At 64.0% G+C, this 15,837-nt stretch carries 14 protein-coding genes; 2 read left to right on the top strand and 12 right to left on the bottom strand.

From position 1 onward, the window contains the following. Positions 1-2 precede the first annotated feature (2 nt). The 8 genes from ACSVHC_RS01440 to ACSVHC_RS01405 form a co-directional block, all read right to left on the bottom strand. Positions 3-1,004, bottom strand: coding sequence for a LacI family DNA-binding transcriptional regulator (locus ACSVHC_RS01440; protein ID WP_439180485.1), 1,002 nt, complete (start codon positions 1,002-1,004; stop codon positions 3-5). A gap of 526 nt (positions 1,005-1,530) precedes the next feature. Then, positions 1,531-2,529 carry a LacI family DNA-binding transcriptional regulator gene (locus tag ACSVHC_RS01435; RefSeq protein ID WP_439180483.1) on the bottom strand — a complete coding sequence of 333 codons (999 nt, stop codon included), beginning with the start codon at positions 2,527-2,529 and terminating at the stop codon, positions 1,531-1,533. Between the two features lie 21 nt (positions 2,530-2,550). Further along, positions 2,551-3,129, bottom strand: a complete 579-nt coding sequence (locus tag ACSVHC_RS01430) for a sacsin N-terminal ATP-binding-like domain-containing protein (RefSeq protein WP_439180482.1) — start codon at positions 3,127-3,129, stop codon at positions 2,551-2,553. Between the two features lie 313 nt (positions 3,130-3,442). Then, positions 3,443-4,180 carry a 5-oxoprolinase subunit PxpA gene (locus ACSVHC_RS01425; RefSeq protein WP_439180480.1) on the bottom strand — a complete coding sequence of 246 codons (738 nt, stop codon included), beginning with the start codon at positions 4,178-4,180 and terminating at the stop codon, positions 3,443-3,445. Next, positions 4,177-5,673 carry an amidase gene (locus ACSVHC_RS01420; RefSeq protein WP_439180479.1) on the bottom strand — a complete coding sequence of 499 codons (1,497 nt, stop codon included), beginning with the start codon at positions 5,671-5,673 and terminating at the stop codon, positions 4,177-4,179. Before ACSVHC_RS01420 ends, ACSVHC_RS01425 begins: the two co-directional genes overlap by 4 nt. Before the next feature lie 26 nt (positions 5,674-5,699). Then, entirely contained in the window at positions 5,700-6,707 is a 1,008-nt protein-coding gene (locus ACSVHC_RS01415; RefSeq protein ID WP_439180477.1) for an ABC transporter permease, read from the bottom strand. After that, complete coding sequence (locus ACSVHC_RS01410; RefSeq protein ID WP_439180476.1) at positions 6,704-8,257, bottom strand: sugar ABC transporter ATP-binding protein; 1,554 nt, start codon at positions 8,255-8,257, stop codon at positions 6,704-6,706. Before ACSVHC_RS01410 ends, ACSVHC_RS01415 begins: the two co-directional genes overlap by 4 nt. A gap of 1 nt (position 8,258) precedes the next feature. After that, positions 8,259-9,212: a sugar ABC transporter substrate-binding protein gene (locus tag ACSVHC_RS01405; protein ID WP_439180475.1), complete on the bottom strand. Its 954-nt coding sequence runs from the start codon at positions 9,210-9,212 to the stop codon at positions 8,259-8,261. Between ACSVHC_RS01405 and ACSVHC_RS01400 the strand changes: the two genes are divergently transcribed. Next, positions 9,211-9,423, top strand: a complete 213-nt coding sequence (locus ACSVHC_RS01400) for a hypothetical protein (RefSeq protein ID WP_439180474.1) — start codon at positions 9,211-9,213, stop codon at positions 9,421-9,423. The two genes, ACSVHC_RS01405 and ACSVHC_RS01400, sit on opposite strands and share 2 nt — an antisense overlap. 76 nt (positions 9,424-9,499) lie before the next feature. After that, entirely contained in the window at positions 9,500-10,300 is an 801-nt protein-coding gene (locus ACSVHC_RS01395; protein ID WP_439180473.1) for a FadR/GntR family transcriptional regulator, read from the top strand. A gap of 127 nt (positions 10,301-10,427) precedes the next feature. On the opposite strand, the gene ACSVHC_RS01390 is transcribed toward ACSVHC_RS01395, so the two are convergent. The 4 genes from ACSVHC_RS01390 to ACSVHC_RS01375 are packed head-to-tail and all read right to left on the bottom strand — an operon-like array spanning position 10,428 to position 15,836. Beyond that, positions 10,428-12,086 (bottom strand): flavin monoamine oxidase family protein, encoded by a 1,659-nt coding sequence (locus tag ACSVHC_RS01390; RefSeq protein ID WP_439181368.1) that lies wholly within the window; start codon positions 12,084-12,086, stop codon positions 10,428-10,430. Positions 12,087-12,136: 50 nt separating this feature from the next. Continuing rightward, complete coding sequence (locus ACSVHC_RS01385; protein ID WP_439180471.1) at positions 12,137-12,949, bottom strand: nitrilase-related carbon-nitrogen hydrolase; 813 nt, start codon at positions 12,947-12,949, stop codon at positions 12,137-12,139. Beyond that, positions 12,946-14,316: a M20 family metallo-hydrolase gene (locus ACSVHC_RS01380; RefSeq protein WP_439180469.1), complete on the bottom strand. Its 1,371-nt coding sequence runs from the start codon at positions 14,314-14,316 to the stop codon at positions 12,946-12,948. The genes ACSVHC_RS01385 and ACSVHC_RS01380 overlap by 4 nt, the downstream gene beginning before the upstream one ends. Next, positions 14,313-15,836, bottom strand: coding sequence for an amino acid permease (locus ACSVHC_RS01375; protein WP_439180468.1), 1,524 nt, complete (start codon positions 15,834-15,836; stop codon positions 14,313-14,315). Before ACSVHC_RS01375 ends, ACSVHC_RS01380 begins: the two co-directional genes overlap by 4 nt. Position 15,837 lies beyond the last annotated feature (1 nt).

The raw sequence follows: 15,837 nt of genomic DNA, 5'->3' as shown, positions 1-15,837 counted from the left end.
GCTCAGGCGCTTTGCCGCATGATGAGTTCCGAGACCGGACGGTCGTCCTCTGCCGGACCATCGATGAGTTTGAGCCCAGCGATGATCCGCTGCGCGATCGTATGCACGTTCAGCCGCACCGTCGTCAGCGGCGGTGCGGAAATCGACGCCGCAGGGATGTCGTCCACCCCAACCACGCCGCACTCACGCGGTACTACCATTCCGAGTTGTCTCGCGCCGTGAAGGACGGCTAGCGCGATCTCGTCGTTGTATGCGCATATTCCGTTGACTCCGTTTCGCAGCCAGATTGCAAGCGTCTCTGCGGCATCTACGCCGTCTTCCCGTAGCGCGAGATCAACCGGCGCGGGAAGGCCTGCCTCCTGGCAGACCCGCCGGACGCCCTCAAGTCTCGGGTTCCAGAAAGGTCGAAGCCGCTCATCGATAGGTCGTGCATAGCCTAGGACCTTCTTACCCGTCGCAAGAAGATGCTCGGCCTGGATGCGGCCGACGTCCTCCTGCGGATTGGTGATGACTCCGGGCGCGTCTGATTCGCCGAAGGCGAGTTCTTCGGTCAGGATTCCCATCCGTTTGACCGTCTCGATCTCGTCCGGGTGCAGGGGATACATGCTCACCAAGGCCATCGGTGCAATCACCCGGGCCACATCGACGGCGCTCTGCCCCCCCTTGGTTCGGTGCACGACAAGCGTCTTGCCGACGTCGGTCAGAACCTCCGAGAGGTAGTCCAGCAGTGCGGTCATGACATGTCCCAGCGGGTAATCCGGCATGACGATGAGCACGATGCTGCTGTTGCCATAGCTCAGCGTTCGGGCGGGCTCGTATGGGAAGTAGCCGAGCCGATCCCTGACAGCGAGGACCTTCTTGCGGGTCTCCTCGCTGATCTTCTGGCCGGGCGTGTTATTGAGCACATAGCTCACAGTGGCCTGCGACACGCCGCTTTCGTGGGCGACCTCATACGCGGTCACGCGCTTTCGAGCGCTTGGCTTTGCCTTGCGAGCCTCTGCCATGCGCGGCGTTCCCTTCTCAGTGCAGGTAGGTTAGACGTCGGGACTGTGTTCGTTCAGCTTATCGTCGGCTGCGCGACGGATCCGAGTGTGGCCGCATTAGTGCAGAGGGCGAGCACTCCGCCATCGTGAGCCATCATTTGTACAGTTTCACTAAACGTTTACTTCGATCTTACTCCCTGATGTTGCAGTCGCGGAGGAAACCTCAGTGATGAAACAGGTCCAGCACCAGGAGTGTTGCGACACAATCCGGTCCCTTCGTTGGCGAGGACATCCCGATCGAGCCACCATGGGGGCGTGCTCGCTTGAGAATTTCGTCACCTGCCGCTATTTTCGCACCGGGAGCGACGCCGCGCATGCGGTCGAGTGGGCTGCAACCTCGTGAGCGCCGATCTCGACGATGCCGAAGCAGACGACTTCGAGCTCACAACGGACGATCACGAACCCCTCGGCCTATCACTGGAAGACCGGGGATGGGATAAACGTTGCTGTGTGGCTCTGCCGGCGTCCCAGCAGCCGCCGTCGGCGGTTAGGTCGAGTCTCGTACGATGAGTCGCACCGACGAGGCGTCCATGGGTTCACGTCTGTGGGCTTCGCCTGCGATGGCTGCTCGCAGCGACTCAACGATCCCTTGGGCTACGGTTGCGGTGTCGATGCGAACAGTCGAGAGGGCGGGCGAGACGAGCTGGGCGATTGGGTCATCATCGACCCCGATGACTGCAACGTCGACCGGAACCCGCTTGCCGAGGCTCTGCAGGGCGATGGATGTCGCAGCAGCGACCTCGTCGTTGTAACAACAGATCCCGTCAGTCTGAGGGTGGCTTGTCAGCAGCGTCTCGATAGCTTTCGCTGCCGGTTCAGGTTCCAGTGGCACAATCACCGTCGGGACCTCGGGTAGGCCGTGTTCGTCCGCAAACGCGCGAACGCCCTCGAGGCGAGGTTGGGAGAAGGCACCAAGACGGTCGTCGTCGGGAAATGCGAATGCCAGGTACTTCCGTCCTCGGCTGTGCAGGTGTTCGGCCTGTGTGCGGGCGGTCCGCTGTTCTGGGATGTCGACGTGCGCCGGGTCGGCGTGGAGGCGCTCGAAAGCGGCCATGATGAGCGGCACGTTTTCGTGGCGCGCCCGGTCGGTGAGGTCTTCGCCGAATTCGATGAAGCTGATGATTCCCGCTGGCGTGAGCGAGCGCCACAACTCCGCGAAATTCTGGGCACCGGGTGCGAGGTAACGGATCAGGAAGGTGAGGCCTACATCCTGCAATTGCTGCGAAAGCGACGAGAGCAGGGTGCTCGTTGAGGTGCCGATCGGCCAGTCTGGAAGGAAGCAAAGGACAAGGTCACGCTTGCCCCTAAGTGATCGAGCGGACACCGAGGGCGCGTAGCCCAGCCTGGCGGCGACCTCAAGGACCTTGGCCCGGGTTTCGTCGCTGACGCCGTATCGATTCGAGGGATTGAACACATAACTGACGGTTGCTCGCGAGACGCCAGCTTCGTTCGCTACGTCTTGGCTGGATACTCGCTGTGCGTTCATGCCGTCCTCTGGTGATTGCCCCTACTTGACCCTATCGTGTCGGCAAGCGACACGTGTCAAACCTCCACAGACTACCCTGACCGCACCCAAGCCGCCGTCAGCGGTAGCGGAGCCACCCGCTGCGACCATGACATGCCGTGCCCCCTTGTCGATGGCTGCCGCAATCAGCATTCCCATTCCGTACGGGGTTGCAGCCAGCGCGTCACCCGGATTGGTCCGCCCTGGTGTGAAGCCGCTCGCTTGCGCCGATGTGCCCAATGGCTTCACAAGACGGGGCGCCAATTGCATCACTTTAGATGAGACGGGACAAGTGGATTTCGGGGATCGAGGCAGCTGGAACGACGCTTGTCGGGAGATACCCTGCGGTCGGTCCGTGATCTCACCCACTGACTTGAAACCCAGACCCTTGTGCCCAATGGACGTGCCAGGGCCCTTGGATGATCGACCGAGCGAGCAGATCGCCTTGACTTGTTCCTCGCCGAACCCCGACCCGTTGTCGGCCACGATCAGCGCCGTGTCGGTCAGAAGGAACTTGGCGCGTCCTTGGATGCCGGTGTCCAGCTCTACATCAGCTGGCCAACCCCAAACGTTCCGCCGCAATCGTGGGTGCGAGCTGGCCCGAGCAGTTCGACGACACCGTCAAGGCCGCGGACCTGGCCCTGGACGGGGAAACTCTCTCGCTCGAATCGACGGAGCCCTCGGCGACCTGATTGAGCTGGGCTCCGCCAACGTCGAACTCTTCGCGGCATGAGACTAACGGCAGTATGGGTGGCTCAGATTTTGGTCATGCGGACTCGGGGAGCGGAAATTGTCGTTCATTCTCTGATTGGGTGTGAAACTGGTACTTGATGCGGCAAAGACGGGCGCCTGGGTTTGGGAGGCGCCCGGCTTTGCCGGGTTTGGTGGGCGCGGATCAGCTGTTGAGAACGTCCCGGACTGCGGTTGCTAGTTCGACGGAGTTTTCCTGGTCGGAGTGGATGCAGATGGTGTCAGCCCTGACGGTGACGGTTTCGCCCGTCACCGAAGCTATCGTTCCTTCCTCTAGGTATCTGTGGGTGCGTTGAACTGCTTGAGTTATCCCGGATGCGTGGCTTGAGCGGTTGACGATCACGGTGCCGTCGGCGTTGTAGTCAAGGTCAACATACAGTTCGCCGATGAAGGGGATTCCTCGGCGTGCCGCCGTTGTTTCGTGGCAGGTTCCCGGGAGCCCGTAGACCGGCACTTTGAATTGCTCAGCGACATCGCAGAGGGCGTCCATGAGCTCCTCGCTTCTGGAGAGCATGGCGAACAAGGCTCCGTGCGGCTTGATGTGGTTCAGGGGTACGCCTGCGGAGTCGAGGAATCCCCACAGGGCACCAACCTGGTAGCGGACCAGGTCGCGGACTTCGTCTTTCCGCAAAGCCATTTCTCGCCGGCCGAAGCCGACGGGGTCCGGGAGGCCCGGGTGGGCGCCGATGCGGACACCGGCGGAGGCGGCCTGGGTGACGATGCGGTTCATGGTGCCGGGGTCTCCGGCGTGCATGCCGCAAGCGACGTTGATGGAGTCGACGAGGGGCAGGAGGGCTTCGTCGTTTCCGAAGGAGTGGATTCCGTAGGACTCGCCCATGTCCGAGTTGAGTGTGAGCTGGGGAATCAAGGTCTTGCCTTTCACGCTGTCACCTGGGACAGGCTCGGTGCCATGCGTGCGGCGGTGGCCTTCTCGACCCCGTGTGCCAGTCCGAGCAGTTGCGGTTCGGAGTAGGGCAGGGCCATGATTTCCAGTCCGACGGGCATTCCGCCGCTGGTGAATCCGGCGGGAACGGTGATGGCGGGGAACAATAGCTGGGATGCGATGACGGTGTTGGTCGGGTAGGTCAGGCAGGTCCAGCGGTCGGCGAAGATGTCTTCGTGGCTCGGGGCTGCGAGTTTGACGTCGGGAAAGCAGATGGCGTCGAGCTTTTGTTCGGCCATGATTCCTGCCACCAGCCGCTGGAAGTCGCCCTGGAGCGCGACCCGGTCCGGGTAACTGGGGTCGTCTTTCGCCGTTGCCGGGCCGGTGGCAATCCCGACGAAGAGGTCCAGCTTCTCGTGGAATTTGCCCTCGGCGTGCAGCTGTTCGATCGAGCCGATGCCGAGTTCGGGCCGTTTGGCGATGAAGGCATTCATGTCCTGCCGGGACCGTGAGAAGTACACGGAGGTGTCGGCGACGTAGTCGTTCAGGTTCGGTACCTCCACATCGACCAGCTGGGCGCCAGCCGCTTCCACATTGGCCAGTGCCTTGCGGATGACGTCGTTGACTTCTGCCGATTCGGCGTCGGATTCCGGGCCGAAGGCCTGGCGGAGGACACCGATGCGTTTGTCGGCGAGCCCGTCCTTGGTCACGGCTTCAGCGTAGGTGCCGGAGTGCCGGGCAATAGCATTCGCCACGGTGTAGGGGTCTTTCGGGTCGTAGCCGACGAGGGCATCCAAGACGACGGCGGCATCCGTGACGGTGCGGGTGATGGGTCCGGCCGTGTCTTGCGGGACGACGAGGGAGGACATCCCGGTCCGGCTGATCAGGCCCGGGGTGACGCGGAGTCCGACGACGTTGCAGAAGGAGGACGGCAGTCGTATGGAACCGCCGGTGTCTTCGCCGATGCCCACGAGGGCGAGGTTGGCGGCGACGGCGGCTGCGGAGCCGCTGCTGGACCCACCCGGGTCGCGGGCCAGATCGTAGGGGTTGCGGGTGATTCCGCTGCGCGAGGAAGTGGAGAACCATGAGGTGGCGAAGTCCGGCATGGTGGTCTTGGCCAGGATGATCGCGCCGGCTCTGCGCAGCTGGGCGATTGCGGTCGCGTCCTGGGCGGCTGTGTAGGCGCCGGTTGCGGCGCTGCCGAAGCTTGTGGGAATTCCGGCGGTTTCGATCTGGTCTTTGACCACCACCGGAACCCCGTGCAACGGGCCGGAGAGCTTGCCGTTCGCGGCGAGGTAGGCGTCCTGCGCATCGGCTTCCTCGAGTGCGGTGTAGGAGATGGTGACGATGGAGTTCAGTGCCGGCCCTCCGGCGTCGAGGGTGCGGATGCGTTCCAGGTACGCCTCGACTAGGTCGCGCACAGTGAAGGTTCCTGCGAGGAGCGCATCGTGGACCTGGGTGATGGTCAGTTCTTCGACGGTTGTGATGGTCATGGTGATTCCTTCGTGGGTTCTGGTGGTTAGTCGGAGGAGTTGGGGCGGCGCAGTCTGAATGCTGGCCGGATTCGCGGGAGCCTGGTCAGGGCGGCGATGATGATGACGCCCTTGATGATGTTCTGGTAGTACGAATCGATGTCCAGGAGGTTGAAGCCGTTCTGGAGGGTGGCCAGGATTCCCACCCCGACGGCGGTCCGCCAGATGGCGCCTTTCCCTCCAGTCAAGGACGTGCCGCCGACGATGACAACAGTCAGGACATCGAAGACCAGGTTCGGGTTGAGGTTCGGTTGTGCCGAACCCAGTTGCGAGGCCGTGACGACACCGGCGATGCCGGCGCACAGCCCCGAGAGCGTGTAGGTGCTGGCCACGACGCCGCGCGTTCGGATGCCCGCCAGACGGCTTGCTTCCTGGTTCCCTCCGACCGCGTAGACGGATTGCCCGTACGGGGTGAAGGCCAGGATGCAGCCTGCCAGCAGAAGCAGGACGAGCAGGAGGATACCCGAGTAGGGGATCCCTGCGAGCCGTCCGCTGCCGAGTTCCTGGAACGGGGCGAAGCTCACCACGACGGCCCGGTTTCCCGTGATGACCAGGGTGGTGCCGGAGATGATCAGGGAACTTCCCAGGGTAGCGATAAACGGGTTGACCTTCAGCCCGGTAACGATCCAGCCGTTGATGGCTCCTGCCGCGATGCCGGCTCCGGCTGCTGCGACGAAGGCCACGATCGGGGCTTCCGTCCGGCCGACGGTCGCCGCGATGACGGCAGTAAGGGAGTAGATGGCCCCTACGGAGAGGTCGAATCCGCCCGTGATGACCACGTAGGTCATGCCGATTCCCATGATGGCCACGGGAGCCCACTGGCTGACGATATTCATCAGGTTCCCCCCGGCGAGGAAGCCCGGTTGGGCGATGCTGATGAGCGCCACCAGGACCAGCAAGGCCGCCAGAACGCCGAAACGGCGCAGGGTTGGACCTATCCGGGGCGTCTGCGCGGGCGGAGACATCCTGTTCGTTTGAAGTGTTGTCGTGCTCATGATGCTGCCATATCTGTTGTTGTGGGCCCGATGCTTCCTGGCATGGGCGCGGTGTAGGTATGGGTGAGGATGTCCTGGACGGTGGAGCCCGCCGGTAGTTCGGCGACGGCCCGGCCGGAGGCCAAGACGATGATCCTGTCGCTGTACCGGGTGACCTCGTCCAGGTCACTGCTGCACCAGATGACGCACAGCCCTTCGTCGGCGAGCTTGCGGACCGTGTCGAAGATCTGGGCCTTGGCGCCGATGTCGATGCCTCGTGTCGGTTCGTCCAGGAGCAGGCAGCTCAGGCCGCGGTCCAGCCATCGGGCCAGGACGAGTTTCTGCTGGTTTCCGCCCGAGAGGGTTCCCGCCGGGCCGTTCAGCCGGTCCGGGTTGAACCCCATCCGGACAGCGCCGACACTTGCCCAGCCTGCCAGGGCGCCGTTCCGGAAGGGACGGCGGCCCGATGCTTTGGTGAATTGGCCCAGGGCAACGTTCCACGCGGCGCTGCGGTCCAGGACCAGGCCCTGTTCTTTTCGGTCCTCCGGGGCCAGGGCGATCCCGCGCCGGATTCCGTCCCGGGGGGAACGGGGCCATGGCACCTGCTTTCCGTCGAGCGTGAGGGTTCCGGTTGTGTGGCGGTTCGCGCCGGCCAGGGTCCGCAGCAACCTGGTGCGTCCTGAGCCGACGAGTCCGGCCAGGCCGATGATCTCCCCTTCGCGGATGTCCAGTGCCGGCAGATCGACACCGGGGGCCGTGAGCCCGCGGACGCTCAGGGCGATCCTGCGCTTGGTGTGTCCCGGGGCGGTGGGTTGGACCTCGGCAGGGGTGCCGCCGAGCATCGCGACGATCAGGGAAGGTTTATCCCAGTCGGCTGTTGCTCTGCTGTCGATCACGGCGCCCTCGCGTAGCACGGTGACCGTGTCGGCGATGTCCAGGACGTCGTCGAGGTTGTGGGATATGTAGACAACCGAGCATCCGGCGGAGGTCAGTTCCTTGATGGCTTTGTGGAGGGAACGGCTGTCTTCCGGGCCGAGCGAGGCGGTGGGCTCATCCATGACGATCAGGCGACGGTGGCTGGCCAGGGCCCGCATGATTTCGAGCATCTGCTGGTTGGCCGTGGACAGGTCTCCGGCACGGGTGGCTGCGGGTATGGAGGTGCCGGCCGCTGCGGCGGCCTCCCGGTATTTGGCAAGGGCGGCCGGGCGGTCGATGAAACCAAACCTTCGCGGTGGCCTGCCGAGCAACACGTTGGCCAGTGCTGTCATTTCCGGGACGATGGTCAGCTCCTGGTAGATCACCGCGAGACCCGCGGCTGCAGCCTTGCCGGGCTGGCCGCCGTCGAGCTCCTGGCCCCAGATGCTGACCGTTCCGCTGTCCTGCTGGACGGCGCCGGCCACGGTTTTGATCAGCGTCGACTTTCCTGCCCCGTTTTCCCCGACAAGGGCGTGGATTTCACCTGCCCTGACGGTGAGGGAGACGTTCCTCAGGACCTGGATATCCCCGTAGTGCTTGTTCATGCCACGGACGACGAGCGCGTCGGCGGCGGTGGATGGAGCGTGGGTCCGCATGTCAGTACTCCGGGTGGAACTTGCTGGCGTTGGCTGCGGTGATGAAGATCGAGCCGGGTCCCTGCGTGACGGCGGGTGCCTGGGCCAGATAAGCGAAGCCTGGGGTGTTTTCGCCGCTGGAAAGGGCACGAACCAGCTGGGCGACACCGTAGGAGGATTCCTCGTAGGGGAGCAGCACTGATGTCGACGTCCAGGCCCCGGCGGTTACTTTGGCCACGCCTGCCGTGGTGCCTCCAACGCTGTAGATGCGCACGTCTTTCCCGGGGATCTTCCCGGCGTCCTGAACGGCCTGCTCCACGCCGCGGGTCATGTCATCCCAGGAGGAAATTACGAGGTCGATTTTGCCGTTCGCACTGGTAGCGTCCTGGACCACCGAGAGAGCCTTGGCGGGGTCGAAGTTCCCCGGCTGGTCGGAGACGACTTTGACGTTCGGATATTTCGCGGCCGCTGTCTTGATGGCCGTCTCCCATCGGGTGAAGAGGTCCGATCCGACGAAGCCTCCGACGGCGACCGCATTGCAGGAAGAGGTGCAGGACTTGAACGCGTTTTCGACGTGCTCCGTGAAGAACTGGGTGGTCTGCATACCGACGAATCCGGCAGTCGCCGGTGTGTAGTCGGGGTTGCCGCACATGGGGCTGTTGATGGTGCTGACGGGCTTGCCGCTGGCCTGGAGCAGGTGGAAGTCCGAGCATCCGGGGGCATCGGCCACGGGCGAGAAGACGTATCCGTCGAATCCCCGCTGTACGGCGTCCTGGACTTGCTGCAACTGGGCGGCCGGGTCGAAGTTCGCGTCGAAGACGGTCAATTGGACACCCAATTTGGCGGCTGTCTCCTGCGCCCCTTTCAGCCGGGTCTGGCAATAGGCGTTGGCGGCGGCGCACTCTGCCAGGTAGGCCACCTTCTTCCCGGCTGGCGCCTTGGTCCCGGCATCGACGAACTTAAGGGTGTTGCTCATGGCTTCGATGCTGGCCGCGGATCCCGATGCTGCGGCCGTGGCGGGGGTATCCGTTGCGGTCTTGGGAGGTGCGGTGCAGGCGCTGAGGGAAATAGCGGACACGAGTGCAGCGATCCCCAACGCTGTGCTGATCTTCAAACTCATCGGTTTCTCCAAGGGGTGGATCGGGTGGCTCCCGCAACGATCGTTGGGGGGACAAGTCAATGTCTAACTTTGGACATTATGCAAGGAGTATCCTTTCCTTGTAAAGGGGTTTCCACCGATGTGAAGGCAAGGTGCGTTAAGCGATGCCAGAAGAGTTCGTGCCGGTTCAGCTCGGCCGCAAGGACGCGTCCGGGCAAATTGCCCGCCAGCTGCGAAGGGCGATCAGCGTCGGCCAATGGCTGCCGGGGGAGCGGCTGCCCTCTGAGTTGGAGCTGGCGGAATCATTCGATGTTGCGCGCGCCACCGCAAGGGAGGCCCTGAAAATCCTGGCGGCAACAGGACTCGTCGTCTCTTCCCGCGGAAGCCGGGGAGGGACCTATGTTGCGGTGCCCGATGCTGAGACCGTCGCCGAACAGCTCAGTGACGCGATCCGCTTGTGGTACCGGGCCGGCAACGTCTCCCTGCACGACGTCGACGAGGCCCGCTGGGTGCTGGAAATGCAGTGCGTTGACCTGGCCGCACGGCGGCGCACCGAGGACGACCTCGAGGCCATCCACCAACCGATACACCTCGCGTCGAACCCCGATCTCGATCTCGCTGAATGGCTCCAGCTAGACATTGAGTTCCACACAGCGATCACCAGGGCCGCAAAGAACCAGATTCTCGAACTCGCCATGATGTCGGTGCATCTCATGCGGCCGGCCACCAACACCGTGTTCGTCGATCTATTGGACCGCGAAGCCGTATGGGCGCAACACACGGTCATCTACCAGGCAATCGCAGACCAGGACCCGGAAGCCGCCCGCGCGGCATTCCAAAACCACGTCGGATACCTCGACGACACCCGGCGCAAGGCACTGGCGGACATCAGCGCGACGGACGTTTTCGTGGCAACATTGCCCGATTCGAGCCGCCTGGCAGCGTCAAGGCCCCGCGCCGAATAACCGCCCAGAGCGGGCCGTTCATCCGGTGCTACCCATTGGCATGGGCACGGCGGTATGGAGCCCTTTAAGACGGGCCCCATACGGCCGGTACGTGAGTCTGGCCGATGAACAGCCTGCCCCGGGGAGGTCAGGGAAGCCGAATGGGTTTGAGTTCGTCGAAGCGGTCGCCCGGGCCCGGGTTCTCTGGCTTGGTCTTGCCGCCCAGCTGCGTCATGACGCCCCACACGGCATTGAGGCCCGTAGTCACGGCTCCGTCGGCCCAGCCGCCGGTCCAGGAGATGCCGTCGCCGGCCAGATAGATGCCGCGGCGGGCCGGGTCCATTCCTTCCTGCATGAAGTGCGTGTAGAGCCGCTCCTGGTAGCGGTAATGCCCTGGGAGGTTGTCACTGAAGGCACCCATGAAGTTGGGGTCGTCTTCCCAGGAGACCGTGATTGGATCCCCGATGATGTGCGAGGCGATGTCCACGGTGGGATAGATCTGCTTCAAGGAGTGCAGCATAAGCCGGACTCGCTCGTCGGCATCCAGCGGCAACCACTTCAGGGCGTCGTCGTTCCAGGTGTAGGACAAGCAGATCAGGGCGGGCTGGTCCGGGCCGTTATCCAGCAGGTAGGTGCCGCGCGTGAGCCGGTCTGTGAGCGTGGTACTCATGAGTTGGCGGCCGGTCTGTGGGTCGATGTCCTTCCAGAACGGCCTATCGACCACTACGAACGTCTTGGAGGACTGCATGTAGTGGCTACGCTCGATCGCCGTCCAGAGCTTGTGGCTGAAGAGCGACTCGTCGACATCGATGCGCGCAGAGAGCAGCCAGCTCTGGCACGTCGCAATGACCGCCGGATACTCCCGCGACTGTCCCCACTTGTCCGTGACGGCGATGGGTCCCTCGACCGCTGCAGCGGCGCCCCCACTGCCAGGAAGGCGCCGGATGGACGAGACGCCGGGCCGCGGGTGCCCGCCGTGAAGGGACGCGAGGCTTGTGCCTTCTGGCCAGTGCGCCAGGTCGGAGGGGGCATGGTTCCAGAGACGTTCCGGCAGGAGCTGCGCCCCGCCGATGATCCGGTGCTGGTCCGCGTCGGCATCCACGTACACGACGCGGAGGATCTCCAGGATGCTGTCCGGGAAGTTGGTGTCCCAGCCGCCCGTTCCGAACCCGACCTGGCCGAAGGCCTCCCGGTATTCGAACGGGAGGGACGAGAACGCCTTTGACGTGGCCAGGTAACCGGAGAAGGAGATGTCGTCGAAGCGCGGAACCAGTTCGTTCCAGAGCCTCTTGATGGTGGCGAGGTCCTTCGTCCGGATGGCTTCCTGCATGGCGCTGAAGTGGGCGCGTTCCTCCAGGCAGTCGTCCCAGGCGTTGGACACGTCCCGGAAGAACTCAGGAAGATCGTCGGGGGTCTCGGCATAGTGGGCCGTGCCGCCAAGTTCGATCACCGTGCTTCCGGCGGCAGGCGTCAGTGGGTTGGGGAACGGTTGCGTTTCGATGCCAACAAGATCCGCGTAGTGGAAGAACGAGGTGCCGCTCTTGGGGAACCGCATTCCGCCCAGGTCCGCCACCGGTCCGGGCTTGCCCGGCTGGGTGCCTCCGCGGAGGCGTCCTCCGATCCTTGAGGACTCGTACACAACCGGCCTGAGTCCCATTTTCATGAGTTCGTAGGCTGCGACGAGTCCTGACAGCCCGGCGCCCACAACGGCCACTTCGGTGCCGTACATGTCGGCCGGGACGGAACCGATTCCCGCTTCATGGGTGATGTAGTCGTCGTAGGGGAACGGGAAATCTGGAATGAGCATGCTCAGTTTTGCAGTCGGCGTGTTGGTGGCTGCGATGGTCACGTGGGTCCTTATTGGGGGTGGGCGCTGGCTGCGCTGTTGATGAACGGGGAGAGGTAATCGGTGTCCAGCCGGGCCTGGCGAAGGCTGGAGAGGGCAACCTCTGCGACGATGAGCGCGGCATGGTCACCGGCGGCCGCAAGGTGCCGCCCGTACGGATCGGCGATGGTGCTCAGGCCGGCGAAGTGTGGGCCGGTGTGGTTGGCGTACGCAATGAACAGTTGGCTTTCGAGGGCTCGGGTGGGGACCACCATCGCCGGAATCAGCCGGGTGTCGAACGGGTGTGCGTCGGACTGGCCGCCTTCACGCAAGGGGACCGCCGTCGGAATGCAGAGCAGTTCCGCTCCCGCGACGGCCGCGGCACGCGCGAACTCGGGAAACTCGATGTCGAAGCAGATTCCGAGGGCAACGTTGACTCCGTCGAAGCCGACGACGGCGGGGGGTGCCTCCCCGGCGTCGAACGCTTCCTTCTCGACTGCCCCGAAGAGGTGCTGCTTGCGGTAGCGGGTCAGTTCGGCACCGTCGCGATCAAAGAAGGACGCCGAGATGTAGCGCCGCTCCCGGTCGTGTTCGACTGTGGAACCCACGATCGCCAGGCCTGCGGATAAGGCGATGTCGGCGATCTGCCGCCGCTGGACTGTCCCGTCGGTGCTGTTCACTAGGCCGGGAGCGTAACCGCTGATGAACAGTTCGGGGGTTACCAGAAGGTCCGCGCCCAGTGACTTTGCTTCCTGCGCTCGGGCAGCAAGCCTGTTCAGGTTTTGCTGCGGTGAGTTGACCAGCCCGGTGTCCTGCAGGACGGCCACCTTGATCCGGCCGGTCACTTGTTGCCCTCCAGCCGGGAGCCGGGTTCGGGTGACGCGGCATCGTCGAGGTCTCCGTTGCACAGCCTCTCAACTACGCGGGTCAGCATGTCCACGCCGGCGCAGGCGTCGTCGTCGTTCGTGTATTCGCGCTCATTGTGTGAGATGCCGTCCACGCTGGGGACGAACAGCATGACCGTAGGGACGACATCCTTCATGTTGATTGAGTCGTGCCCGGCGAGCGTGAACACTCGGCGGTTGCTGAGGCCCAGTTCGGCTGCGCATTCGGCGGCTAAGGCCACACCCGCGGGTTGGTAGGGGTTGATGCCCCAGGCGTGGGACTCCTCGACCTCAATGCTGACGTTGGCCTCTGTCTCGATGGCGGCGATACCGGCGCGGAGCAAGGCCTTGGCAGCGGCCAGGACGCCCTCATCGGCGGTGCGCAAGTCCATCACGAGGTCCACCCGGGACGGCACCACAACGGGCGAGTTCGGATACACCGTCAACTGACCCACGGAGGTGTGCAGCACGGCACCGCTGAAGTGGTCCGCGATTTCCCGAAGCAAAACCACTAGGCGCGACGCTCCCAGCAGGGCGTCCTTGCGGTCGGCGATGACGGTTGAACCCGTGTGTGCCTGCTCGCCGTGGACGGTAACGGTGTATTTCGCAGCGGCCCAGCAGGCATGGACCAGGCCGATCGTGGTGCCGGAGTCCTCCATCGACCGGCCCTGTTCAATGTGGATCTCCGCATAGGCGGCGGCAGCGGCGCCATCGCCGCTTCCTAGGTGCCCGATTTCGGTAAGGGCTTCGCGCACGCTGGTACCCGCGGTGTCCGTAACGGACAGCGCGACGTCGGCGGGGAGCTTTCCTGTGTAGACGGAACTTCCCATCATGGACGGGGCGAAGCGGCAGCCTTCCTCGTTGAACCAGTCAACGACGGCAAGGTTGTACTTGGGAACCGCTGACGCGGTGCCGCCGTCGGACGATTTCGAGGCTGCCCGGTCCGCCAGCCTGCGGGCGGCGTGAAGGGCCGCGGCAACGCCGTACGCGCCGTCGTACTTCCCGGCGCTCGGCTGGCTGTCCAGGTGCGAGCCCACGAGGACGTAGGGTGCGCCGGGGTTCCATTCGATCAGCGCGAAGAGGTTTCCAACTTGGTCCGTTTCCGTGCGGAACCCGTACTGGGAGGCGAGGGAGGTGAACCAGGCACGTGCCTGTGCGTCCGCCGCGGTGCCGGCTTGGCGGTCCACGCCGTGGCCGGGTGTTTCGCCGATGGTCGAGAGGCTGCGGAAGTCGCGGAGGAAGGACGCAGCGTCATCGGTCGCTGCCCGGCTGATGTCGGCAGGTTTTCGGGTCAGGGCGTTGGCGGGACGCGTAGCTGCGGTGGTCATGGTGTGTGCTCCTCGTTGTTGAACCGCGTGGTGGAAGACTGGGCCGGTGATTGCTGGGCTGTGGCCTGCGCTACCGGGATGGCGTTGGTCGGCGGACGGGTCCTGGCAAGTTCGTTGACGCGCTTTCGCACGGAGTACCACCCGGCCATGAGGGCCGGGATGATGATTGCCAGGGAAGCGAGCGTGTACGTGCCGATCGGGAAATCAAACAGCATCAGGACCAGCACCGCTCCGAGGAACGCCAAGGTCAGGTAGGAGGTCCAAGGCGCACCGATGAGCCGGAAGGCTGGCCGCGGCATCAGTCCCGCTTTGGACAGTTTGTACAGTTTCAGTTGGCACAAAATGATGGTTGCCCAAGTGCAGAGGATGGCCAGCGCGGTGGCGTTGATGGTGATTTCGAACGCCATCTTTGGAACAACGGCGTTGAGCCCCACGCCGAGCAGAGTGAAGGCAGCGGTGAAGAGAATTCCGCCGTACGGCACCCCGCCGCGGCTCATCCGTTTCATGAATTGGGGGGCCGTCCCGGTCTGGGCCATGGAGCGGTAGATCCGCCCGGTGGAGTAGAGCCCGGCGTTGAGGCTGGATAGCGCGGCGGTGAGGACCACGAAGTTCATCACGTCGCCGGCACCGGGCACGCCGATACTGGCGAAGAAGGTTACGAACGGGGATTCGCCGGCCTTATACGAGCTATACGGAAGCAGCATCGCCAGCAGGGCAGTAGAGCCCACATAAAAAATGGCGATCCGGAAGATGACCGCGTTGACCGCTTTGGGCATGATCTTCCGAGGGTCCTTGGTTTCGCCGGCGGCTACGCCGATCATGTCGATTCCGGCGTAAGCGAACACAATGCCCTGCACAATGATGACTGCGGGCAGGAGCCCGTTGGGCAGCAGGCCGCCGTGGTCGGTGATCAGGGAGAGCCCGGGTTGGTGCCCGGCGACCGGGAAATTGCCGGCGAGGAAGATGCCGCCCACCAGGAGGAACGTCACTAGCGCGCCAACCTTGATGATGGCGAACCAGAATTCCAGTTCACCGAACAGCTTCACGGAAATGAGGTTGACGCCGGTGACCACGAGCAGGGCCGCCAGCGCGAGGATCCATTGCGGGACACTGCTGAAGGCGGTCCAGTAGTTCAGGTAAACGGCGACGGCGGTAATGTCCACGATCGCGGTGAGCGCCCACGACAGTGAGTACACCCACCCGGAGATGTACGCTGCCTTTTCGCCATAGAACTCCCGGGCGTACGAGACGAAGGAGCCTGATGACGGGCGGTGCAGGACCAGCTCGCCGAGAGCGCGGAGGATGAAGAAGGCGAACACTCCGCAGATCGCGTAGGCAACGGGGAGTACGGGCCCGGCTGAAGCCAGGCGTCCGCCGGCGCCGAGGAAGAGTCCCGTGCCGATTGCGCCGCCGATGCCGATCATTTGGATCTGGCGGTTGGAAAGGCCCTTCTTGTAGCCGGATTGCTCGTCGGGGCGGACAGCCGTTGTCCGCTCCTCGACTGGATCAATGGTGGTCATG

Origin of the sequence: Arthrobacter sp. KNU-44, assembly GCF_051843155.1 — a bacterium.
Classification (GTDB): domain Bacteria; phylum Actinomycetota; class Actinomycetes; order Actinomycetales; family Micrococcaceae; genus Arthrobacter.
This window is presented reverse-complemented; position numbering and strand designations above follow the sequence as displayed.

Excerpts from the sequence above, each read along its gene's own strand:
- ACSVHC_RS01440 (WP_439180485.1), bottom strand. The coding sequence starts at position 1,004 with ATGGCAGAGGCTCGCAAGGCAAAGCCAAGCGCTCGAAAGCGCGTGACC.
- ACSVHC_RS01435 (WP_439180483.1), bottom strand. The coding sequence starts at position 2,529 with ATGAACGCACAGCGAGTATCCAGCCAAGACGTAGCGAACGAAGCTGGC.
- ACSVHC_RS01420 (WP_439180479.1), bottom strand. The coding sequence starts at position 5,673 with ATGACCATCACAACCGTCGAAGAACTGACCATCACCCAGGTCCACGAT.
- ACSVHC_RS01415 (WP_439180477.1), bottom strand. The coding sequence starts at position 6,707 with ATGAGCACGACAACACTTCAAACGAACAGGATGTCTCCGCCCGCGCAG.
- ACSVHC_RS01410 (WP_439180476.1), bottom strand. The coding sequence starts at position 8,257 with ATGCGGACCCACGCTCCATCCACCGCCGCCGACGCGCTCGTCGTCCGT.
- ACSVHC_RS01400 (WP_439180474.1), top strand. The coding sequence starts at position 9,211 with ATGGCTTCGATGCTGGCCGCGGATCCCGATGCTGCGGCCGTGGCGGGG.
- ACSVHC_RS01405 (WP_439180475.1), bottom strand. The coding sequence starts at position 9,212 with ATGAGCAACACCCTTAAGTTCGTCGATGCCGGGACCAAGGCGCCAGCC.
- ACSVHC_RS01395 (WP_439180473.1), top strand. The coding sequence starts at position 9,500 with ATGCCAGAAGAGTTCGTGCCGGTTCAGCTCGGCCGCAAGGACGCGTCC.
- ACSVHC_RS01390 (WP_439181368.1), bottom strand. The coding sequence starts at position 12,086 with ATGCTCATTCCAGATTTCCCGTTCCCCTACGACGACTACATCACCCAT.
- ACSVHC_RS01380 (WP_439180469.1), bottom strand. The coding sequence starts at position 14,316 with ATGACCACCGCAGCTACGCGTCCCGCCAACGCCCTGACCCGAAAACCT.
- ACSVHC_RS01375 (WP_439180468.1), bottom strand. The coding sequence starts at position 15,836 with ATGACCACCATTGATCCAGTCGAGGAGCGGACAACGGCTGTCCGCCCC.